Annotated in this window: 17 protein-coding genes; 6 read left to right on the top strand and 11 right to left on the bottom strand. The window is 70.6% G+C overall.

Annotation, left to right across the window (positions count from 1 at the left end):
* Positions 1 to 22: 22 nt before the first annotated feature.
* On the bottom strand, positions 23 to 466 hold the full coding sequence (locus ACFV2X_RS05550; protein ID WP_385611774.1) for a MarR family winged helix-turn-helix transcriptional regulator: 444 nt from the start codon (positions 464 to 466) through the stop codon (positions 23 to 25).
* A gap of 136 nt (positions 467 to 602) precedes the next feature.
* Between ACFV2X_RS05550 and ACFV2X_RS05555 the strand changes: the two genes are divergently transcribed.
* Positions 603 to 2,474, top strand: a complete 1,872-nt coding sequence (locus ACFV2X_RS05555; protein WP_385611776.1) for an ABC transporter ATP-binding protein — start codon at positions 603 to 605, stop codon at positions 2,472 to 2,474.
* 15 nt (positions 2,475 to 2,489) lie between these two features.
* Here ACFV2X_RS05555 and ACFV2X_RS05560 read toward each other — a convergent pair whose 3' ends face one another.
* The 6 genes from ACFV2X_RS05560 to ACFV2X_RS05585 all read right to left on the bottom strand — a co-directional run bounded on the left by ACFV2X_RS05560 (position 2,490) and on the right by ACFV2X_RS05585 (position 9,583).
* Positions 2,490 to 3,632, bottom strand: coding sequence for a CaiB/BaiF CoA transferase family protein (locus tag ACFV2X_RS05560; protein ID WP_385611779.1), 1,143 nt, complete (start codon positions 3,630 to 3,632; stop codon positions 2,490 to 2,492).
* A gap of 120 nt (positions 3,633 to 3,752) precedes the next feature.
* A complete protein-coding gene (locus ACFV2X_RS05565; protein ID WP_385611781.1) occupies positions 3,753 to 4,721 on the bottom strand; it encodes an acetylxylan esterase in 969 nt (322 codons plus the stop codon).
* Positions 4,722 to 4,863: 142 nt separating this feature from the next.
* Positions 4,864 to 5,907: a LacI family DNA-binding transcriptional regulator gene (locus ACFV2X_RS05570; RefSeq protein ID WP_385611784.1), complete on the bottom strand. Its 1,044-nt coding sequence runs from the start codon at positions 5,905 to 5,907 to the stop codon at positions 4,864 to 4,866.
* 228 nt (positions 5,908 to 6,135) lie between these two features.
* Positions 6,136 to 6,960, bottom strand: a complete 825-nt coding sequence (locus ACFV2X_RS05575; RefSeq protein WP_385611786.1) for a hypothetical protein — start codon at positions 6,958 to 6,960, stop codon at positions 6,136 to 6,138.
* Positions 6,961 to 7,219: 259 nt separating this feature from the next.
* Positions 7,220 to 7,474, bottom strand: coding sequence for a hypothetical protein (locus tag ACFV2X_RS05580; RefSeq protein ID WP_385611789.1), 255 nt, complete (start codon positions 7,472 to 7,474; stop codon positions 7,220 to 7,222).
* Between the two features lie 126 nt (positions 7,475 to 7,600).
* Positions 7,601 to 9,583 (bottom strand): glycoside hydrolase family 127 protein, encoded by a 1,983-nt coding sequence (locus tag ACFV2X_RS05585; RefSeq protein ID WP_385611792.1) that lies wholly within the window; start codon positions 9,581 to 9,583, stop codon positions 7,601 to 7,603.
* Between the two features lie 223 nt (positions 9,584 to 9,806).
* Here ACFV2X_RS05585 and ACFV2X_RS05590 point away from each other — a divergent pair, with 223 nt between their 5' ends.
* The 4 genes from ACFV2X_RS05590 (at position 9,807) to ACFV2X_RS05605 (ending at position 15,106) form a co-directional block, all read left to right on the top strand.
* Complete coding sequence (locus ACFV2X_RS05590) at positions 9,807 to 11,690, top strand: family 43 glycosylhydrolase (protein ID WP_385611794.1); 1,884 nt, start codon at positions 9,807 to 9,809, stop codon at positions 11,688 to 11,690.
* A complete protein-coding gene (locus ACFV2X_RS05595) occupies positions 11,690 to 13,138 on the top strand; it encodes an RICIN domain-containing protein (protein WP_385611797.1) in 1,449 nt (482 codons plus the stop codon). The genes ACFV2X_RS05590 and ACFV2X_RS05595 overlap by 1 nt, the downstream gene beginning before the upstream one ends.
* A gap of 261 nt (positions 13,139 to 13,399) precedes the next feature.
* Positions 13,400 to 13,603 (top strand): beta-L-arabinofuranosidase domain-containing protein, encoded by a 204-nt coding sequence (locus ACFV2X_RS05600; RefSeq protein ID WP_385611800.1) that lies wholly within the window; start codon positions 13,400 to 13,402, stop codon positions 13,601 to 13,603.
* 495 nt (positions 13,604 to 14,098) lie between these two features.
* Positions 14,099 to 15,106, top strand: coding sequence for an aldo/keto reductase (locus ACFV2X_RS05605; RefSeq protein ID WP_385611803.1), 1,008 nt, complete (start codon positions 14,099 to 14,101; stop codon positions 15,104 to 15,106).
* Positions 15,107 to 15,140: 34 nt separating this feature from the next.
* Here the strand turns inward: ACFV2X_RS05605 and ACFV2X_RS05610 are convergent, their stop codons facing one another.
* From ACFV2X_RS05610 to ACFV2X_RS05625, 4 genes are all read right to left on the bottom strand, one after another.
* Positions 15,141 to 15,956: an alpha/beta fold hydrolase gene (locus ACFV2X_RS05610; RefSeq protein WP_385611806.1), complete on the bottom strand. Its 816-nt coding sequence runs from the start codon at positions 15,954 to 15,956 to the stop codon at positions 15,141 to 15,143.
* A 96-nt stretch (positions 15,957 to 16,052) separates the two neighbouring features.
* Entirely contained in the window at positions 16,053 to 16,820 is a 768-nt protein-coding gene (locus tag ACFV2X_RS05615) for an enoyl-CoA hydratase-related protein (protein ID WP_385611809.1), read from the bottom strand.
* Positions 16,821 to 16,829: 9 nt separating this feature from the next.
* The gene (locus ACFV2X_RS05620; RefSeq protein WP_385611811.1) at positions 16,830 to 18,149 is read right to left on the bottom strand and encodes a hypothetical protein; all 1,320 of its coding nucleotides are present in this window, start codon (positions 18,147 to 18,149) and stop codon (positions 16,830 to 16,832) included.
* Positions 18,146 to 19,759, bottom strand: a complete 1,614-nt coding sequence (locus ACFV2X_RS05625) for an amino acid adenylation domain-containing protein (protein ID WP_385611813.1) — start codon at positions 19,757 to 19,759, stop codon at positions 18,146 to 18,148. The genes ACFV2X_RS05620 and ACFV2X_RS05625 overlap by 4 nt, the downstream gene beginning before the upstream one ends.
* Positions 19,760 to 20,264: 505 nt before the next feature.
* On the opposite strand from ACFV2X_RS05625, the gene ACFV2X_RS05630 reads away from it, so the two are divergent.
* Complete coding sequence (locus ACFV2X_RS05630) at positions 20,265 to 20,924, top strand: TetR/AcrR family transcriptional regulator (protein WP_385611817.1); 660 nt, start codon at positions 20,265 to 20,267, stop codon at positions 20,922 to 20,924.
* Positions 20,925 to 20,969 lie beyond the last annotated feature (45 nt).

Here is a 20,969-nt window from a genome sequence, read left to right on the forward strand (position 1 = left end):
CAGCGCCTCGGGGGCGGTCTCCTCAGCAGCGGCCCTGGTCGGGTGTGCCGGCGAGCGTGTCCAGCAGCTCGCCCAGCATCTCGCGCTGCCGGTCGGACAACGGGGCCAGGATCTCCTCCGCGGCGGCCCGGCGCGCGTCGCGCAGCGCGCGCAGCGTCGCGCGGCCGGTGTCGGTGAGCTCGACGCGCACCACGCGGCGGCTGTCCGGATCGGGCGCGCGGCGCACGGAGCCATGCGCCTCCAGGGCGTCCACCAGCGTCGTCACGGCGCGCGGGACCACTTCGAGCCGCTGCGCGAGGTCCGCCATGCGCGGCGGCCGGTCGCTGTGCGCCACCATGCGCAGCAGACGGGACTGGGCGGGGGTGATGCCCAGGGGCTCCATATGCCGCTTCTGGGCGCGGTGCAGTCTGCGGGTCAGGCGCAGCAGCTGCTCCGTGAGGAGGCCTGAGGTGTCGGAGGCGGACATGATCGCAGTCTATCAGGACATGGTTCATTGTGAGTATAGGTAACAATGAGCTATGCTCGGCAAAATGCTGCGCAAGGCCGCGTCCGTACCCTCCGTACCCGGTCGCGTGCCACCCACCCCTGCTCAGAAGGAGCCCATGCACCACGACGCATCTCAGTGGACCTCACCTTCCGCCGACCCCGAGCAGCCCGCCCAGCTGCGGCGCATCCTCGGGCTCTTCCGCCCCTATCGTGGCCGCCTCGCCCTCGTCGCCCTGCTGGTCGGCGCATCCGCCCTGGTCTCCGTCGCCTCGCCGTTCCTGCTGCGCGAGGTCCTGGACACCGCGATCCCCGAGCGCCGCACCGGACTGCTGACCCTGCTCGCCCTCGGCATGATCGCCGCGGCCGTCGTCACCAGCGTCTTCGGAGTGCTCCAGACCCTCATCTCCACCACCGTTGGCCAGCGCGTCATGCACGATCTGCGCACGGCGGTCTACGACTGGCTGCAGCGCATGCCGCTCGCTTTCTTCACCCGCACCCGCACCGGCGAGGTGCAGTCCCGGATCGCCAATGACATCGGTGGCATGCAGGCCACCGTCACCTCCACCGCGACCTCGCTGGTCTCCAACCTCACCAGCGTCGTCGCCACGGTCGTCGCGATGCTCGCCCTCGACTGGCGGCTGACCGTCGTCTCGCTGCTCCTGCTGCCGCTGTTCGTCTGGATCAGCCGCCGGGTGGGGCGCGAGCGCAAGCGGATCACCTCGCAGCGCCAGAAGCAGATGGCGGCCATGTCCGCGATGGTGACCGAGTCCCTGTCGGTGAGCGGGATCCTCCTCGGCCGTACGATGGGCCGGTCCGAGTCGCTGACCCGGGAGTTCGCCCGGGAGTCCGAGCGCCTGGTCGGTCTGGAGGTGCGCTCCAGCATGGCCGGGCGCTGGCGGATGTCCACCATCGGCATCGTCATGGCCGCCATGCCCGCCGTCATCTACTGGGCCGCCGGGATGGTCCTGGACTCGGGCGGCCCCTCCGTCTCCATCGGCACCCTGGTCGCCTTTGTCTCGCTCCAACAGGGGCTGTTCCGGCCCACGGTCAGCCTGCTGTCCACCGGAGTGGACATCCAGACCTCCCTCGCCCTCTTCCAGCGCATCTTCGAATACCTCGACCTGCCGATCGACATCACCGAGCCCGCCGAGCCCGTGCGGTTGGCGAAGGTGCGCGGCGAGGTCCGCTTCGACCGCGTGGACTTCTCGTACCCGAAGGACGCGAAGGACGCGAAGGACGGGAGGGAAGCAAAGGGCACGGGGGACCTGAAGGGCTTGAAGAGCTCGAGGCCCACGCTCAGCGGCATCGACCTGACCGTCCCGGCGGGAGGCAGCCTGGCCGTCGTCGGGCCGACCGGCTCCGGCAAGACGACCCTCAGCTATCTGGTGCCGAGGCTGTACGACGTCACCGGCGGCCGGATCCTGATCGACGGTGTGGACGTCCGCGACCTCGACTTCGACACCCTCTCCCGCGCGGTCGGCGTCGTCTCCCAGGAGACCTATCTCTTCCACGCCTCCGTGGCCGACAACCTGCGCTTCGCCAAGCCCGACGCCACGGATGAGGAGATCGTGGCGGCCGCGCGGGCCGCCCAGATCCATGACCACATCGCCTCGCTGCCCGAGGGCTATGACACCCTCGTCGGCGAGCGCGGCTACCGCTTCTCCGGCGGTGAGAAGCAGCGGCTGGCCATCGCCCGCACCATACTGCGCGACCCGCCCGTGCTCATCCTCGACGAGGCGACCAGCGCCCTGGACACGCGCACCGAGTACGCGGTGCAGCAGGCCATCGACACCCTCTCCGCCGGACGGACCACGATCACCATCGCCCACCGGCTGTCCACCGTGCGGGATGCCGACCAGATCGTGGTCCTCGACGGTGGGCACATCGCCGAACAGGGCAGCCATGAGGAGCTGCTGGCCAAGGGCGGGCGGTACGCCGCCCTGGTGCGGCGCGACGAAAACCTCGCCCCCGTGGCCTCGGCAGGGTAGGTCCGCAGCGGCCCGCTACGGGGAGAACTCGGCGCGCACCGCCTCCGTGTGCTCGCCGAGTGCGGGCACCGGCCGCATCGCCGCCTGGTGCCCGGCCACCTCGACCGGTGGCAGCAGACCGCGCAGCGGACCCACCGGGGAGTCGAATTCCCGCCACCGCGCGCGTGCTTCCAGCTGCGGATGGGCGGCGAACTCCGCGATATCGCGGAGCCGGGCGTTCGCGATGCCCGCCCCGTCCAGGAGCGCGATCAGTCCGTCCGCGGTGTGCGTCGCAAAACACTCCTCGAGCTCCGCCGTCAGCTCTTCGTCATGCTCGCGGCGCGCCGGGTTGTCGGCGAACCGCGGATCGCGGATCAGCTGTGGGCGGCGCAGCACCTGCTCGCACAGGGCGATCCACTCGCGGTCGCTCTGCACGCTGAGAAAGACCCGCGCGCCGCCCCCGCAGTGGTAGGGCCCATACGGCGAGATGGACGGATGACGGGCGCCGCTGCGCATAAGCGGAGCCCCGCCGTAAGCCTGCGCGAAGTAGGGATGGCCCATCCATTCGCCGAGCGCGTCCAGGAGGCTGATGCTCAGATCCGTTCCTTCGCCCGTACGCTCCCGCTCGTACAGCGCGGTGAGAAGCCCGCTGTAGGCGTACATCCCGCCCGCGATGTCCGCGATCGAGATCCCGGGCCGCGCCGGGGCTTCCGGGTCGCCGGTGATCGACAGCAGCCCCGCCTCGCACTGGACCAGCAGGTCGTACGCCTTCTTGTCCCGGTAGGGGCCATCGGGGCCGTATCCGGAGATGGCGCAGGTGATCAGGCGTGGATGGCGGTCGCGCAGCACCGGCGCGCCGAGGCCGAGCCGGTCCACGGCGCCGGGCGCGAGATTGTGCACGAACACATCGGCAGCGGCGATCAGCGCGTCGAGCAGCCTGCGGTCCGCGTCGCCCTTGAGGTCGAGGACGACGCTTTCCTTACCGCGGTTGATCCAGACGAAATAGGCGGACAGGCCCTTGACGGTACGGTCGTAGTCGCGAGCGAAGTCCCCCCGCCCCGGCCGTTCCACCTTGATGACGCGGGCGCCGAGATCGGCGAGCTGGCGGGTGGCGAACGGGGCGGCGACGGCCTGTTCCAGAGCGACGACGGTGATGCCGTCCAGGGGCTGCGCGGGCACGGGCGACTCCTTCGGTGCGTTCTCAGGCATTTTTCTTCCCCGCTCGGGGCGGCGGCCGAACGACCGCCGCCCCCAGGGCCGGGCCCGGCCCCGGCCCCGCCGCCCCCGGGGCCGGGCCCGTCAGCCGAACAGGCCGCGCAGAAACGCGATCTGCTCGGCCTGCTGGTGCACGCCGCCGCCCTCATGGCCGTTGAAGGCCCACACGTTCAGGTCCTTGTCGCCCGCGTAGTGGTTGTACGCGGCGAAACCGCAGGACGTGGGGGTGATCTCGTCGCGCAGCGCGGTCGAGAAGAGCGCTGGTGCAGTTGCGCGGACGGCGAAGTTGAGCCCGTCGAAGTGGTCCATCGTGGTCAGGACCTGGTCCGCCAGGCCGCGCTGGCCGGCGCAGAACCGGGCCACTTCGCCGTACGGATCGGCGTCGGTTATCTCCACGGCGCGGCGGATATGCGTCATGAACGGCACATCGATCAGCGCCGCGGTCAGATCCGGCACCAGACCGGCCGCGGCCAGGGCCAGGCCGCCGCCCTGGCTGCCGCCGCTGACGACGATCCGCCCCTCGTCGACCAGCGGATGCGTGCGGGCGGCAGCGACGGCGCGTACTGCGTCGGTGTACAGCCGACGGTAGTAGTAGTCGTCCGGGGACAGAATCCCCTTGGTCATCTTGCCGGCGGCCTCGGGCCCGGTGCCGCCGACCGGGTCGGGCGTGGTGCCGGGGTTGTTGGGGGAGGCGCCCTGGCCGCGGCTGTCCATGACGAAGACCGCGTAGCCCACCGACGGCCACAGCAGCCAGTTGTGCGGCAGGCCCCGGCCGCCGTTGTAGCCGATGTACTGGACCACGCAGGGCAGCGGGCCCGCCGCGTCCCGCGGCGCCAGCAGCCAGCCGCCTATCCGGTGCCCGCCGAATCCGGAGAACTCCACGTCGTAGGTGCGCAGACGGGCGAGCCCCGCGTCAGTCTCGGTGAACACCGCGTCCAGAGCGTGCTCGCCCGCCTCGGCGAGGGTGCGCTCCCAGAAGGCGTCGAAGCCGTCGGGCTCGGGCAGCGCCGGCCGGTAGGTGCGCAGTTGGTCCAGGGGCATGTCGACGAACACGGCGGGGTACCTCCCGGGTGAGTGGTGCGACGGTGCGGGTGGGTCGGGACGAGCGATTCGGGGCGGCAAGCGCTTACCACAGCGACAGCGCTTCTCGCCGTACGTGATCGTCCGGATATCCGATCAGTGTTCGAGTTCTCGGTCAAGAGAGAGAGCCGGGCGGGGGAGCGGTGCTGGAGCGGAGCACGAGCCGGGTGGACAGCTCCGTCCGGGTGCCCTCGGGCACCTCGCCCGACATCAGCCGCAGCAGACTGCGCAGCGCCGTCGCCGCCATCTCGGACAGCGGCTGACGGACCGTGGTGAGCGCGGGCGTGACCCAGCGGGCCTGCGGGAGGTCGTCGAAGCCCACCACGCTGAAGTCGTCCGGGACTCGCAGCCCCCGCTCCGCCAGTGCCTGATACACGCCAAGCGCCATCTGGTCGGAGCAGGTGAAGACGGCGGTGGGCGGCTCGGGCAGTTCCAGGAGCTCACACATCCGCTGATAGGAAACGGTTTCATCGAAGTTGCCGTACCGCACATAGTCCGGCGGGACGCGCAGCCCGGCCGCCGCCATCGCCGAGCGGTACCCGGCGACCCGGGCGCTGCTGCACTGCTTGCGCCGATAGCCGCCGATCACCGCGATCCGCCGGTGCCCGAGGCCGATCAGGTGCTCCGCCGCGCTCACTCCGCCCTGCCAGTTGGCGGCGCCGACGGACGGCACACCGGGCGGGGGTTCCAGCACGGGGTCGATCATCACAAACGGGATGCGGTGCTCGTCCAGCCAGGCGTACTGGGTGGGCGTCAGCTCGGCGAGGTTGAACAGCACCCCGGAACTCCCGCGGGCGCAGAGCTTGTCCAGCCAGCCCCGCTCGGGGCGGCCGCCGCGGGTGCGGGTGAGCCCGGCCGAGACCACCACGTCGAGACCCGCGTCGTGCGCGGCCTGCTCCACACCGTGCAGCACCGCGCCCGACCACGCGGTGTCCAGCGAGTGCACCACCAGATCGATCAGGGCCGGCGGCTTGGACGCCTCGAAGCGGGGCCGGCGCACGTACCCCAGGCGGTCCAGCACCTCGGTGACCCGGCGCCGGGTGTCCGGGGCGACGTCCTCCCGGCCGTTGACCACCTTCGAGGCGGTGGGCACCGACACCCCCGCCTCACGGGCGATGACCGCCAGGGTAGGCCCCGTCGACCCCGAGGATCGCGCCATCGAGAATCCCCTTCCGTACCCGCCGGTTGGCGAAAATTTCGAATACGGGAACTCGCCCGCTCGATGCGTTGACCGGATAGCAACCGGTTCCTACATTAAGGGGCCCCAAGTCGGCGGGGAACCCCCCGGGATTGAGGATGCGGCAACTGGTTGATATCGGACCGAAACTTTCGAAAACCTTAAGGCAGGCCCCGTACGCTGGGGCGTACGGGGCCGCGGTGCGGGTGTCTAGAAGCCGTAGCGGCTCTTGAGATGGCGCCAGAAGTCGCGGTACATCCACTTGTCGAACTCGGTGATGTGATCCGCCGTTCCCGCCTGCATCAGGAAGCCGCCGACACCGGTCGGGGTCCAGTCGTAGAAGTCGTCCAGACCGTAGGTGTGGCCGATCTCGTGCAGCAGGATATGGATGTTGTCCTGGTTCACCGCGCCGACCATGTACTCACTGCCGATGCGCTGGCCCCAGTCGCCGCCCGCGCCGCCGCCGAAGCCCTTGGTGAGCCAGAGCGACTGGTCGTAGTGGCGCGCCGCGCCGCCGGGACACTTGGAGTAGTTGCCGTCCTGGTGGAAGAAGCGACCGCAGTCGGGGGAGCACTGCGGCGCGCCTTCGCTCTCCAGCCCGGTGTAGATGTCCACCGAGTTGTCGGTCCACTGGAGGGTCGAGCGGTTCTTGACGGCCCAGCCGACGATCTTGACCGGGACGTCGTTGTACGGGAAGCCGTCGAAGCCCGCGACGGAGTCGATCCACTTCTTGGACTGCCGCTTGAGGGCGGTGTGGATCTGGTCGCGCAGCGCGGCGCTGACGGGTTGGTCGGATTCCCAGCGCACGCAGTAGTTGAGGCTGCCCTTGTTGGCCATCACCTGGTCCCAGCCGTAGTTCTTGAAGCCGTACAGGTCCGGGTAGGTGGACTCGACGTGCTTCCAGACCTCGTCCAGCGGCCGGACGAGGTTGCTCGGCGGATTCCAGGTGTCGGCGGGCGCCGAGGTGGCGGCCCCCGCGGGTGCGGAGAAGCCGATCACGGACAGCGCTCCGGCCGCCACGGCGACCAGGAGCATTCGGAGTCTTCTTAACAGTGGCATGGCGGCTCGCTTCCGGGTCGGGAAGTGGAAGCGGGCGGCACGCCCCCGCGGAGGGGCGGTACGGGTGCGTGGCCGCCCGCGACGGTTGGTCGCCGCCGTTCACCGAAACGTTGCCGCCGCTGCCTGCTGGGAAATGCGCCGCCGTCGCCTGCCGGAAGACGCCGCGATCACGACCGCGCCCCCGCCTCCGCCGCGGTGGTGCGGAGCGGTCCCGGCCCTGAGCCCCGACGCGGCCCTAACGCCGCCGTCGCCGCCTGCGGCGCTTGCTCCAGAACCAGCCCGCCGGGGGCTCATCCGCGCGCCACGGCTGTGGCTCGGGCGCGCCGCGCCGCCAGCGCGCGGTCAGCATCCGGGTGCGCGCGGCGGGCTCGGACACCTCCGCGCCGCGTATGAAGTCCTGGTCCAGGACCACGTCATCCCAGTCGCCGGACTTGCCGGGATCGCTGGGCTCGTCGGGGTCCGCTCCCCGGTCCGTGGAGCCGGTGGTCAAGGGACACCTCCCGTTCGCCGGTGCCCTCGGGCACAAGACCGTGTTCCTCAAGCGCACAACGTCGGGACCGCCCGGCGAGTTCCACAGGGTGCGCAGACACGTCGCGCGGGAGGATCGCGCAAGCGCTTACACCGGAATCCACACCCGCATCGCCCCCGCCTCGCGGTTCGCCCACGCGTAGTAGGGGATCGCCGTCACCCGGACCGGCTCGGCGGCGGGGGCATGCGATGCTCCGAGCGCGCCGGGGGTTCCAGGTGCGCCGCCGTCGGCATCGGCGTACGGCCACCAGCCCTCGGGCCGGACCTGGGAGCGCAGCGCCTCGGCCGTGATCGCGGTGATCCCGCCGAGCAGTTCCGGCCGGTGCGTGGCGTGCAGCGCCGCGCCGAAGTCGAGCCGGACGCGGTCGAGCCTGAGATCGGCCGGCTGGTCCGGTGTCTCCAGGCAGTACACCAATGGCCCGCGCTCGATCGCGACGCAGCCGCGCACCGCGTCCACCCGGGGGTCGGGCCGGGTGAGCCGGGGGCGCAGTGGCAGGTCGAGCACCACCGTCTCGCCCGGCCGCCAGCGGCGCCGCAGCCGCAGCCAGCCGCCCTCGGCCCGCCCGGCCACGGCCTCGCCGTTGACCGTCACCCCGTACTCGTCCGCCCAGTGCGGGATGCGCAGTGAGAGGGTCCAGTCCCCGTCGCCGGGGACCTCGTCCACGACGACCGCGATCCGGCCCTCCCAGGGGTAGCCGGTGCCCACCCGCACCGCCCCGCCGCCCGCCGTGTACGACCCCGACGCGTACTGGTGCAACTGCAGGCCGTCCGCGTCGCCGCTGGCCACGTAGTGCGGCAGCGAGGCCAGCAGCCGCATCACGTTCGGCGGGCAGCAGGCGCAGCGGAACCACTCCGTGCGGCGCGCCCCCTGGTCGCCGTGCGGGCCGGCGTAGTCCTCGCGGATCTGGAGCGGGTTGATGTACAGCCAGCGGTTCCCGTCCAGCGAGACGCCCGACAGGAAGCCGTTGTACAAGGTCCGTTCGACCAGGTCGCTGTAGCGGGCCTCGCCCGTCAGCAGCGCCATGCGCCAGCCGAACTGGATCGAGGCGATGGCCGCGCACGTCTCGGCGTACGCCCGGTCCGGCGGCAGTTCGTACGCGTCGCCGAACGCCTCCAGGTCGTGCCGGGAGCCGACGCCACCGGTCAGATAGGTCTTGGTGGCGGCCATGTCCTCCCACAGCCGCACCAGCGCCTCCCGCAGCCCGGGGTCGCCGGTCTCGGCCGCCAGGTCGGCGGCCCCGGCGAGCAGGTACAGCTGGCGTACGGCGTGCCCGGTGACCCCGGCGGCGTCCCGCACCGGGGCGTGGTCCTGCCAATAGGGTGCGCCGGGGCGGCGGTCGGCCTCCCGGTCCACGGCGCCGTCGCCGAGGGTGCCCGCCCCGCGCCGGTCCACGAAGTAGCCGGCCAGGTCGAGATAGCGCCGCTCGTCCGTCTCCCGGTACAGCTCGACCAGCGCCGTCTCGATCTCCGGGTGTCCGCATACGGCGTCCACCGGCTTGCCGGGGCCGAAGGTGGCATCGATGTGGTCGGCGAACCGCACCGCCACGCCGAGGAGTTCATGGCCTCCGGTGGCCCGGTGGTGCGCGATCGCGGCCTGGATGAGATGGCCCGCGCAGTAGAGCTCATGACCCCAGTGCAGCTCGGTCCACCGCTGGGCACCGGGCCTGACCTGGTAGTACGTCTGGAGGTAGCCGTCGGTGTCCTGTGCGGCCGCCACCAGCTCGGTCAACCGGACGACATGCCGGGCCAGTTCCCCGTCGGCCGCCCCCGCACCCCCAGCCGCCACCTCAGCTCCTGTAGCCAGCTGCCAGGACGCGGCCTCCAGCCACTTGTGCACATCCGAGTCCTGGAACTGGAAGTCGCCGCTGAACCCCGGCGCCTTCGCCCCGGCGGCCGCCCGCAGATTGTCCAAGTTGCCCGCCTCCTCGAGCCGGTGCGGCCCCTGCGCGATGCTCACCTCGGCGTTGGTGCGGCGCCTGGCGGCCCAGAAGCCGCCGGTGATACGGGCCGTGGTGGCCGGGCGCAGTGCGGTGTGCGCACCCATGGAGAGTCGGATCGGTCCTGCGGTCATCCGCCTACCACTTCTTCCTGGTCACAGACATGGAAACCGGTTGTCGCGGCGAGCTTAGGTAAGCCTGTGCTCCGCGACAAGGCTTCCGTCTGGACTGATGAACGGCCCGGGCTCCGCGGCGTTTTCGAAAGTTTCGCACCTTTCTCAGGGCCTGTCAGAAGTCATCAGAAGCCTTAATCTCCGAACAAAATCGATCACCGTGGTCCGTCATCAGGAGACAGACATGAGCCGCAGTGAACAACAACCCGGCCGTCGGCTGGTCCTCAAGGGCGCCCTCGCCGCGGGCGCCGTCGTGGGCGCGCCCGGCCTGGCCCACGCCGCGGGCCCGTCCGCCGCGCCGGTCGGGGCCAAAGCCGAGCCGTACCGCAATCCGCTGGTCCTGCAGCGGGCCGATCCGCATATCGTCAAACACACCGACGGCTACTACTACTTCACCGCCACCGCACCCGAGTACGACCGCATCATCCTGCGCCGCTCCAGAACCCTGCAGGGCCTGTCCACCGCCGCCGAGTCGGTGATCTGGAAGAAGCACACCAGCGGCGACATGGGCGCCCACATCTGGGCACCGGAGATCCACTTCATCGACGGCAAGTGGTACGTCTACTTCGCCGCGGCACCGGCCAACGACGTCTGGAAGATCCGGATGTGGGTGCTGGAGAACGCGAGCGCCAACCCGTTCACCGGGACCTGGACCGAGAAGGGCCGGATCACCACCCCGCTGGACTCCTTCTCCCTCGACGCCTCCACCTTCGTCCACCGGGGCACCCGCTATCTCGTCTGGGCCCAGTCCAATCCGGCCGTCGGCAACAACTCCAGCATCTACCTCGCCCGGATGGCCAACCCATGGACCGTCACCGGCCCGCAGGTGGAGATCTCACGCCCGACGTACGACTGGGAGACCCGCGGCTACAAGGTCAACGAGGGGCCCTCGGTCCTCCAGCGGAACGACAAGGTCTTCCTGACGTACTCCGCGAGCGCCACCGACAGCAACTACTGCATGGGGCTGCTGACCGCCTCCGCGAGCAGCGACCTACTGGACCCCGCGTCCTGGGCCAAGAGCCCGACGCCGGTCTTCACCAGCAATGACACCACCAAGCAGTACGGTCCGGGGCACAACTCCTTCACCGTCGCCGAGGACGGCCGCACCGACGTCCTCGTCTACCATGCGCGCCAGTACAAGGACATCACCGGCGATCCGCTGCACGACCCCAACCGCCACACCCGCGTCCAGACCCTGCGCTGGAAGGCCGACGGCACCCCGGACTTCGGCATCCCGGTGGCCGACGCGCCCGTACGCGAGGCGAAGGCGACGTCGCGGTACACGATGACCGCGTTCACCAACAGCAGCGAGTCCAATATGTACGTCTACGACTCGCCGGACGCGCTGGCCTACACGCTGCTCAAGGGCCCGGCGTACACGCCCCCGGCCCAGCTGATCCGCGACCCCAGCGTCATCAAGCACACCGACGGCTACTACTACATCGTCTACACCACCAACTGGACCGGGAACACCATCGGCTTCGCACGCAGCCGAGACCGGGTGAACTGGACCTTCGTACGCGACCACACCCTCCCGGTGGCCGGTCTGGAGCGCACCTGGGCACCCGAGTTCTTCGTGGACACCAATGGCAGCGTCAACGTCATCGTCTCGCTGGACACCACGTCCACCTCCGGCCAGACCTTCCGCCCGCATCTGCTCACCGCCACCAACGCCGCGCTGTCCTCGTGGACCACCCCGAAGCCGATCACCGGCCTGGACAGCGCCAACTACATCGACACCTTCGTCGTCCGCTACGCCGGTCAATACCACGCCTTCACCAAGCAGGAGACGACGAAGTACATCGAGTACGCGACGGCCACCAGCCTCGGCGGGCCGTACACCTTCCGCGGCACCGGCGACTGGGCGGGCTGGGGCAGTTGGCGCGAGGGGCCCGCGCTGGTCCATCTGGACAGCGGCGCCTGGCGTATCTACTTCGACGGCTACGCGGACCACAAGTACTACTACAGCGACAGCCTCGACGGATTCCGGACCTGGACCCCGATCAGGGAGCTGCCCGGCCTCTCCGGATTCGCCCGCCACTTCACCGTCCTGAAGGAGAGTGTGTGATGCCCGCCCCGAAGACGAGGCGCCCCCGCCTCTGGACGCTCGTGGTCGCCGTGTGCGCGGCCCTGCTGGCCCCGCTGCTGTGCGCGTCCGGCGCGCAGGCCGCCCCCGTGACCGTCCTCAACGCGACACAGTTCGCCACCACCTCGGGCGATACGGTGCACGCCCATGGCGGGGGAGCCATCAAGGTCGGTGCGTACTACTACTGGTTCGGCGAGAACCGCAACGCGGACAACACCTTCCGCTATGTGTCCGCCTACCGCTCGAAGGACCTCAAGAGCTGGGAGTTCCGCAGACACGTGCTGACCCAGGCGACGGACCCCGAGCTGGCGAAGGCCAATATCGAGCGGCCCAAGGTCCTCTACAACCAGCGGACCAAGCAGTTCGTGATGTGGATGCACAAGGAGAACGGCACCGACTACGGCGAGGCGCGCGCCGCGGTCGCCACCTCCCCGACCGTCGACGGCGACTACACCTGGCGGGGCAGCTTCCGGCCGCTGGGCCAGCACATGTCGCGGGACATCACGCTGTTTCAGGACAACGACGGCACCGGCTATATGGTCTCGGCGGCCCGGGAGAACTACGACCTGCAGATCTACCGGCTGACCGACGACTACACAGGTGTGGCGAGCCTGGTGGCCAACCCCTGGCCCGGCGGCCACCGCGAGGCGCCTGCCCTCTTCAAGCGCGGCAACGTCTACTTCATGCTGACCTCCGGCGCCACCGGCTGGAACCCCAACCAGCAGAAGTACGCCACCGCGACCGACCTGGCCGGGCCGTGGACCGAGATGGCGAATGTCGGCGACGCGAACGCGTACGGCTCCCAGACCGCGTACGTGCTGCCGGTGCAGGGCGATGGCGCGACGTCTTATCTGTACCTGGGCGACCGCTGGGGCAACTCCTTCGGCGGCAAGGTCAACGACTCCCGCTATGTGTGGCTGCCGCTGTCCTTCCCGACCTCGCGCACGATGACGATGGACTGGTTTCCGCAGCTGGCCATCGACACCGAGGCGGGCACCGTGACCGGCTCCGGCGGGCCGTACCGTACGCTGGTGGCCCGGCACAGCGGTAAGTGTGCCGACATCACCTCGGCCTCGCAGACCGATGGCACCGCGGCCGTGCAGTACACCTGCAACGGCGGTGGCAACCAGCTGTTCTGGTCCAAGGACGCCGGCGGCGGCTACGTCCAGCTGGTCGCCCGGCACAGCTCCCAGTGTCTGACCGTCAGCGGCGGCTCCGCCGACGACGGCGCGAAGGTCGTCCAGTCGGCCTGCGGCGCGGGGGCGAACCAGCAGTGGCAGGCCACGGACACCGGCGACGGATATGTGCGGCTGACCTCCCGGAGCAGTGGCAAGTGTCTGGACGTGGCGGACGAGTCCACCGCGGACAAGGCCGCGATCGTGCAGTGGACCTGTACGGGTGGCGCCAACCAGCAGTGGCGGCGCGGCTGACCGGCCCCACACCACTTCCTCGCCACCACGGCCTCCGGTGCCGCGGCCGTCGCGCTCACGGCCGCGGCCGGAGGCACGGATGGCCGCCGCCCCTGCCACCTCCACCGGCCCAGCCGCACCCCGCGGCCGGGCACGGGCGCTCACCGGCGTCCGACCGTTCCCGCTCGGCGCGGTCACCCTGCTGCCGAGCGCCTTCAAGGACGACCAGTCCCGTAACACCGCCTATCTACGGACAGGGCACGCGATCACCGGCGACACCCGGTGGCTGAAGGTCGCCGAGCGCTTCACCCACGCCCGGGTCTTCGACCCGCTCGCCCGCAACGAGACCAGCTCGCCGGGTTGCACGCCAACACCCAGATCGCCAAGATGGTCGGCGCCCTGCGGCTGTGGGAACAGGGCCTGGCCAGCCGTTATCGCACCATCGGCGAGAACGTCTGGAAGATCGTCACCGACCACCACACCTAGGTCATCGGTGGCAACAGCAACGGCGAGGCGATCCACGAGCCGGGCGCCATCGCCGCCCAGCTGAGACCGTCACCCTGCTCCCTGTCGCCCGCGTCCACCACCAGAACTACAACGTCTACTGGCTGACCGGCGAGCCGCCCACCCCGCCGCCCGCCTTCGCCGCCTGGCACTGTTTCGATGAAACCGGCGGGACCAGCGCCGCCGACGCCACCGGCAACGGCAGGACCGCCACGCTCACCGGCGGCGCCTCCTGGACCACCGGCAGAACGGGCGGCGCGGTCGCGCTGAACGGCACCGACGGATACGCCGCCCTCGCTCGCCGATGACCTTCTGGCCGGGGCCACCGCGTACAGCGTGGCGGCCTGGGTTCGGACGACTTCCGCGTCTACGGCAGGACGCTGACCGCGTCGGAGGTCACGACCCTGGCACAATGACCACGATTGACACCGAGGTCGAAGCAGATACGAGAACCACACGAGAACGAGGACGACGCACATGGTCTATCTCGCCGCCGAGGGCCGCTACGGCTCCATGCACTATCAGCGCTGTGGCCGCAGTGGCGTGCTGTTGCCGAAGGTCTCCCTGGGGCTTTGGCACAACTTCGGTGACACCCACCCGATCGAGACCCAGCGCGACGTGCTGCGCCGCGCCTTCGACCTCGGGGTCACCCATATCGACCTGGCCAACAACTACGGCCCGCCGCCCGGCAGTGCCGAGTCCAACTTCGGCACGATCTTCGCCCAGGACTTCCGCCCCTACCGCGACGAGCTGTTCATCGCGAGCAAGGCCGGATATCTGATGTGGCCGGGCCCGTACGGCGAATTCGGCTCGCGCAAGTACCTCCTCGCCAGTCTCGACCAGTCCCTGACCCGGATGGGCCTGGACTACGTCGATGTCTTCTACTCCCACCGCTTCGACCCGGACACGCCCCTCGAAGAGACCATGGGCGCGCTGGACACCGCGGTGCGACAGGGCAAGGCGCTCTACGCGGGCCTGTCCAACTACCCGCCCGAGGCCATCGAGCGGGCCGCCGCCATCCTCAAGGAACTGCGCACCCCGTACCTGATCAACCAGCACCCGTACTCCATCCTGCAGCGCGGGGTGGAGGGCGGGGTGCTGGAGGCATCCGCGCAGGCGGGCGTCGGTGTCATCGCCTTCTCGCCGCTCGCCCAGGGACAGCTCACCGACCGCTACCTCAAGGGGGTGCCCGCCGACTCCCGCATGGCGCTCGGGCACTTCCTCAAGCGCGATGTGCTCACCGAGCAGCGGATCTCCCTGCTGCACGCCCTCAGCAAGCTCGCCGAGGGCCGTGGCCAGACGCTTGCCCAGATGGCCCTGGCCTGGGTGTTGCGCGACCCGCGCGTGGTGTCCGTGCTGATCGGCGCGAGCAGCGTCGCCCAGCTGGAGCAGAATGTGGCGGTGCTCGACTCGCCCGCCTTCACCGATGCCGAACTGGCCGAGATCGACCGGCTCTCGGCCGAGAACGGCGTTGAGATCCCCTGACCGCCCCGGCCGGCGTTTTTTAGCCGGCCGGCTGTCACAGGGAGGTGGTGGCCCCGGGCTCGCCGAGCCCGGCGGTCCACTCCTCGACCAGCTCGACCAACGCCTCCCGCCGGTCCTCGTGCAGATAGTGGCCGCACCCCGGCCACGCCTCGACGCGGGAGTACGGGTGGGTGAGCGAGGCGCGCTCCCAGTCGGCCGGCGCCTCGTTCGAGTACACGCCCAGCACCGGGCAGCGGCGGCGCGCCAGATACGCCCGCGCCGCCGCTCGCGCCCCGAAGGCGTCCGGCGCCAGATACATTCCGTCGCGGCACCGGGCGAGCACTTCCGGGTCCATCGCCGCCATCAGCCTCTCATGGCGCGCCCGCACCCCGGGCGGGGTGTGCGGCCCGAAGGCCCCGCGGACGAACCGCACCGCCCACTCGGCTCCCTCGGCGCGCAGCGCCTCCTGTTCGGCGGGCAGCCGGGCCAGCTCCGCCTCGTCGGCGCCGTACGCCGGGTCCAGCACCACCACGGCCCGTACCAGGGCGGGGTGCTCGACGGCCAGAGCGGTGACGGCCTGCCCGCCCATCGAGTGGCCGACGGCGACGACGGGACCGGTGTCCAGGCGGTGCAGCAGAGCCGCGAGATCGGCGGCGAAGTCACGCGGCCCATAAGCCACGCCGGCGGGCGTGAGGGAGCGGCCGTGGCCGCGCAGGTCCGGGGCGAGCACCCGGTGCCGGCGCGACCATGCGGCCAGGTGCGGTGCCCACTCCCCGGCGTCGCCGCCCCAGCCGTGCACCAGCAGCAGCGGGGGAGCGCCCGCACCGCCCTGGTCGCAGTGGAGCGGCACGGCGGACGGGCGCGTGGTCATGCTGGTTTCCTCCCGGTGGCGGACGGCTGGGGCAGATCCTGCCAGAAAGCGCTTCCCCCGTGCTCCGCCGACTCGGTGGCCGACTCGGTGGCCGGCTCAGTGGCCGGTGAAGCGCGGGGCGCGCTTGTCGAGGAACGCCCGCATCCCCTCGGACTGGTCCTCGGTGGCGAACAGGGCGTGGAAGGTCCGCCGCTCGAACAGCAGCCCCTCGCGCAACCCCACCTCCAGGGCCCGCTCCACCGCCTCCCGGGCGGCCCTGACCGCGGTCCTGCCGTACGACGCGATGGCGGCGGCCGCCTCCGCCGCCTCCGCCATGAGCTGGTCGTCCGGCACGACGCGGGAGACCAGACCACAGCGCTCGGCCTCCTCGGCGTCCATGGTCCGGCCGGTGAGGATCAGATCCATCGCCTTGGCCTTGCCCACCAGCCTGGTCAGCCGCTGGGTGCCGCCGATGCCCGGGATCACGCCCAGCTTGATCTCCGGCTGGCCGAACACCGCGGACTCGCCCGCGAGGATCAGATCGCACATCATGGCCAGTTCGCAGCCGCCGCCGAGCGCATAGCCGCGGACGGCGGCGATCTTCGGGGTGCGCAGGGCGGCGAACCCCTCCCAGCCCGCGAAGAAGTCCTCCTCGGATATCTCGGCGAAGGATTTGGCCGCCATCTCCTTGATGTCGGCGCCCGCGGCGAAGGCTCGCTCGGACCCGGTGATCACAAAGCAGCCGACGTCCGGGTCGAGGTCCAGCGGTGACAGGGCCGCGACCAGCTCGGTCATCACCTCACTGTTCAGCGCGTTGAGCACGGTGGGGCGGTGCAGCCGCGCGGTGACCACACGCCCATGTTGTTCGATCTTGATGACGTCCATGGTGTCTCCCTATGAGTCCCAGATGGCGCCGTACGCGGGGATCCCGCGGCGCTCCATGCCCTGGACGACCTGCCAGGTCAGCTTCTTGTTGGAGATGCAGATCACGGCCTCAGCCCCGAAGTCGGCGTACGCGGCATAGGCCAGCTCGACCATGTCGGGCTTGCCGTGTTCGGAGGTGTCCCAGATGAGCGCGTCGGGCTGGACCGCGAGGATCTCGTCGACCAGCCGGTCGCCGTAGGTCCTGCGCGGATCGCGGGTCGCCCAGACCAGACGGGCCGGAACCGCACGGGCCAGCAGATGGGGCAGACAGGGGCCGATACCGCTGCCGGTGGCCACATAGACCACCTTGGTGAACAGGGTCTCGATATTGGCCACGCCCGCCGTGGTGATGCCCTTGACCCAGACGTGGGAGGGCGCGTCGTCGATGAATTTCCCGGTCCAGTCCCCGGCGCGGGAGACGGTGAGGCGGAACCCCGTCTCGCCGGGGGCGGGCACATTGGCGAATGAGTGCCACTCCAGCAGCGGGTTGCGGCTGATGGCCGTGGACGACCCGGCGAACGGTGTCGCGCCGTGGTCGAAGCGGACGAGCGCCACGTGCGAAGAGGGGCGCTCGATGGCCACCGGCACCCGGCGCAGCCGCAGCCACGGCAGGGCGACGCTGAAGGTCAGCACGGCCACGGTCCACAGTTCGGGAGCCGTCAGCAGGGCCGCCGCGGCGGAGGCGCCGCCCCGCTCGTCGAGCGTGGTCAGCACGGTCTGCGCCCACAGCAGCGCGAGCGCCGCCCAGCCGCCGAAGCGGTGTGCCTTCTCGAAGTGGTCGTGGAACCGCGCCCGGAAGGGCGGCAGCGCGGTGGCCACGATGGCCACCAGCAGCCCCAGCAGCGCATACGAGACGGCGAGCGTGGCGGCCGGAGCCCCGTGCCGGGTGAGCGAGCCGACCAGGGCCAGAAACCACAGCGCGCCCGCGGTGGCGCCGCCGACGTGCAGTCCACCGAAGTGGTAGACCTTTCCCAGTGTCCAGCGGATCCGCAGCGGCCAGTTGGTGGGCGCCGCGGTGGCGAGCCGGAAGAGCAGATTGATGACGTACTGCTGGCGGACCACGATCGCCAGCAGGAAGTTCGCGAGTGCGGCGTGGGAGAGGGGCCGCGGCCCGAGCCCCCCGTCCGCGCGTGCGGCGAGAAAGACCAGGTTGACCGCCCATACGAGGGCGATCAGCCGGTTGTAGTGCATCAGGCGCGGATGCTTGAGGATCCGCTGTGGCAGCGATGTCGGTGGCGGCAGCGCCACCTTCGCCCGGGGCGCCGGGGCCACGGTACGGGCGGTGGTCATGACGCCACCTCGCCACTGCCACGGGTCCGAAGGTCGGCTTCCACGCGCAACAGGGCCGCCTTGTCGACCTTTCCACGGCTGGTGAGCGGCAACGCCGTCATCGGGTGCACCGCCCGTGGCACGCAGTAGTAGGGGAGCGCGGCGGCCACGGCCCGCCGCGCTGCCTCGGGGTCGAGATGGGCGGGCGAGACGAAGGACACCAGGCCGGTGTCGTCCGGTTTCAGCGTCACCGCGCGGGCGCAGCCGGGCAGTGACTCCAAGACCGCCGACACCGAGTCCAGCTCCACGCGGAACCCCCGTACCTTCACCTGGTCGTCAGTCCGGCCCAGGTGTTCCAGCTCCCCGTCGGGTGTCCAGCGGCCCAGGTCGCGGGTGCGGAACATCATCCGGCCCCCGCCCAGGAAGGGGTCGGGCACATAGCGCTCGGCGTTCAGCGCGGGGTTGTGCAGATACCCGGCCGACACCCCGTCACCGCCGGCCCACATCTCCCCCGTCTCGCCGATGGCGCAGGGCCTTCGGTCCGCGTCCAGGACATACACCGTGTTGTTGGGGGTGGGACGGCCGATGGTCAGGCGCAGCGCGGCGGGCTCGTGGCGCTGCATGGTGTTCACGATGGTGGTCTCGGTCGGTCCGCACGCGTTGTAGAAGGTGCAGAAGCGGGCCCACCGGTCGGCGAGCCGACGCGGGCAGGGCTCCCCGGCCACGGCCGCCACCCGCACGCCTCGGCACTGGTCGGGGTCGATCCGGCTGAGCACGGTCGGGGTGGCGATGACCACGTCCACCCGCCGTACGGTCTCGGCGATGTCCTTGCCGCGGATGACCAGCGTGGCGCCGTGGCTCAGGCAGCCCAGGATCTCCCACGCTGCCATGTCGAACGCGACATTGAGGATCTGGCTCACCCGCGTCCCGGGGCGCATGCCGAGGTCGCCCGGTTCGGTCAGCAGGATGTTGCAGACGTTCCGGTGGGTGACGGTGACCCCGTTGGGGCGCCCCGTGGTGCCGGAGGTGAAGAGCACATAGCAGCCGTCGTCGCCCCGGACGGGCCGGGCGGGCCGGAACGCCGCGGTGTCTCCGCTGCCCTCCATCATGGTGTCGATGGCGATGAGGACGTGGCTGTCGGGCACCGGAATCCGGTCCGCGTAGCCGGAGGTCGTGAGGATCACGCGGGTCCGGGCGGTGCGGATGACGTGGTCGAGCTGGGCGCGGGGGGTCAGCCCGGCGTCCTGCGGCACATACGCGGCCCCGGCTTTGAGGGTGGCCAGCAGGCCGACCAGCATGGGTATGGAACGCCGTACGCATAACGCCACGTTGTCGCCGGGGCGCACACCGAGCCGGGCCAGGTGCGCGGCCAGCCGGTTCGCCTGCCGGTCCAGCTCTCCGTAGGTGATGGTGGCGCCGAGGTACTCGGCCGCGACGGCGAGCGGATCGGTGGCGGCGTGCCGCTCGAAGGCGTGGTGGACACCGGCCCAGGACACGGCCGCCACCGGCCCTCGGCCGAACCGCTGGAAGAGGTGGCGGTCGTCCTCGGACAACTCGTGCAGTGGATGTGCGGACCAGGCCGGTGCCGTGGCCCGTTCGCTCGGTTCCTGGTGCGTTGTTTCCGGGTGCATCGTGGCGATTCCTTCCGCGGTGATGGGGCCCAACCGAAGGTGTGCGCGGTCGAGTTCGGGCTGGGGCGCGCCGAGGGACGGGCCAAGGCGCGATGTTCGGTATTTCGATCAGCGTTCGACTGGACATACCGGGGCGTGTCAGGACTGGCGGGTGTGGGGGAGAAGCGCGATGTGCCGCGTGTGTCGAAGAGTCGGCGCTCCTGCGCTGAGCGGTTTGCGCGGGGCCCGGCCCGGGTCACACGGGCATCGTGTGGCACAGGTGCATCAGCCGTCTCTCTTGTTGAGAGCTTAAGGATGTGGCGGGTGGCTACGGAAGACGGCTGACAGGCGCAAGTCGGCCAGGATCCCACTAGAGTCCGGTAGCGCCAAATGGTGTGGCTTACGGTGTTAATGCCGACTTGGCGGCGGTACGAGCGCGATTGCGGACGAGGAACCCCTCGATGGCCGGGCCGGTGTCGCGTGGCCGAGACTGGTCAGGTCCGGGCAAGGGTTACGGTTGCGTCCCATGAGCGGCGAGACGGGCTTGCGGGAGCGCAAGAAGCAGCGGATGTACCGGACGATCTCCGAAACGGCGATCTCCCTGTTTCTGGAACGGGGCTTCGACCGGGTCTCCGTCGCCGATGTGGCCGCCGCGGCCGAGGTGTCCAAGCCCACCTTGTTCCGGTACTTCCCGGCCAAGGAGGACCTGGTGCTGCACCGCTTCGCCGACCACGAGGACGAGGCGGCCCGGGTGGTCCGGGACCGCGCGGCGGGGCAGTCGCCTCTGGCCGCGCTGCACCAGCACTTCCTGGCGGGTCTTGAGCGGCGCGATCCGATCACCGGCCTGAACGATGTGCCGGGCGTGCTGGCGTTCCAACGGCTGCTGTACGGGACGCCCAGCTTGGTGGCCCGCATGTTCGAGTACATCAGCAGATCGGAGGAGGCGCTGACCACCGCGCTGAGCGCGATCGGCGGACCGGAACCGGACGACCTCGCGGCGCCGGACGACGTGACGCCACGCCTCGCCGCGGGCCAGATCATCGCGGTCCAGCGGATCCTCGGCCAGGACAACTGGCGCCGGATCGAGGGCGGTGCGAGCGCCGACGAGGTCTACCCGGGCGCGGTGGCCGCCGCCGACCGCGCCTTCGCCATGCTGCGTACGGGGCTCGCTCCGTACGCCGGATAGGATGAGCCGTCGCAGCCGCGCGCCCACGAGTCGCCGCATACGCAT

It is taken from the genome of Streptomyces sp. NPDC059679 (genome assembly GCF_042734105.1).
GTDB lineage: Bacteria > Actinomycetota > Actinomycetes > Streptomycetales > Streptomycetaceae > Streptomyces.

What these genes read in the sequence shown, in the direction of transcription:
- ACFV2X_RS05550 (WP_385611774.1), bottom strand. Translation starts at nt 466, where the DNA reads ATGTCCGCCTCCGACACCTCAGGCCTCCTCACGGAGCAGCTGCTGCGC.
- ACFV2X_RS05555 (WP_385611776.1), top strand. Translation starts at nt 603, where the DNA reads ATGCACCACGACGCATCTCAGTGGACCTCACCTTCCGCCGACCCCGAG.
- ACFV2X_RS05570 (WP_385611784.1), bottom strand. Translation starts at nt 5,907, where the DNA reads ATGGCGCGATCCTCGGGGTCGACGGGGCCTACCCTGGCGGTCATCGCC.
- ACFV2X_RS05575 (WP_385611786.1), bottom strand. Translation starts at nt 6,960, where the DNA reads ATGCTCCTGGTCGCCGTGGCGGCCGGAGCGCTGTCCGTGATCGGCTTC.
- ACFV2X_RS05585 (WP_385611792.1), bottom strand. Translation starts at nt 9,583, where the DNA reads ATGACCGCAGGACCGATCCGACTCTCCATGGGTGCGCACACCGCACTG.
- ACFV2X_RS05590 (WP_385611794.1), top strand. Translation starts at nt 9,807, where the DNA reads ATGAGCCGCAGTGAACAACAACCCGGCCGTCGGCTGGTCCTCAAGGGC.
- ACFV2X_RS05595 (WP_385611797.1), top strand. Translation starts at nt 11,690, where the DNA reads ATGCCCGCCCCGAAGACGAGGCGCCCCCGCCTCTGGACGCTCGTGGTC.
- ACFV2X_RS05605 (WP_385611803.1), top strand. Translation starts at nt 14,099, where the DNA reads ATGGTCTATCTCGCCGCCGAGGGCCGCTACGGCTCCATGCACTATCAG.
- ACFV2X_RS05610 (WP_385611806.1), bottom strand. Translation starts at nt 15,956, where the DNA reads ATGACCACGCGCCCGTCCGCCGTGCCGCTCCACTGCGACCAGGGCGGT.
- ACFV2X_RS05615 (WP_385611809.1), bottom strand. Translation starts at nt 16,820, where the DNA reads ATGGACGTCATCAAGATCGAACAACATGGGCGTGTGGTCACCGCGCGG.
- ACFV2X_RS05620 (WP_385611811.1), bottom strand. Translation starts at nt 18,149, where the DNA reads ATGACCACCGCCCGTACCGTGGCCCCGGCGCCCCGGGCGAAGGTGGCG.
- ACFV2X_RS05625 (WP_385611813.1), bottom strand. Translation starts at nt 19,759, where the DNA reads ATGCACCCGGAAACAACGCACCAGGAACCGAGCGAACGGGCCACGGCA.
- ACFV2X_RS05630 (WP_385611817.1), top strand. Translation starts at nt 20,265, where the DNA reads ATGAGCGGCGAGACGGGCTTGCGGGAGCGCAAGAAGCAGCGGATGTAC.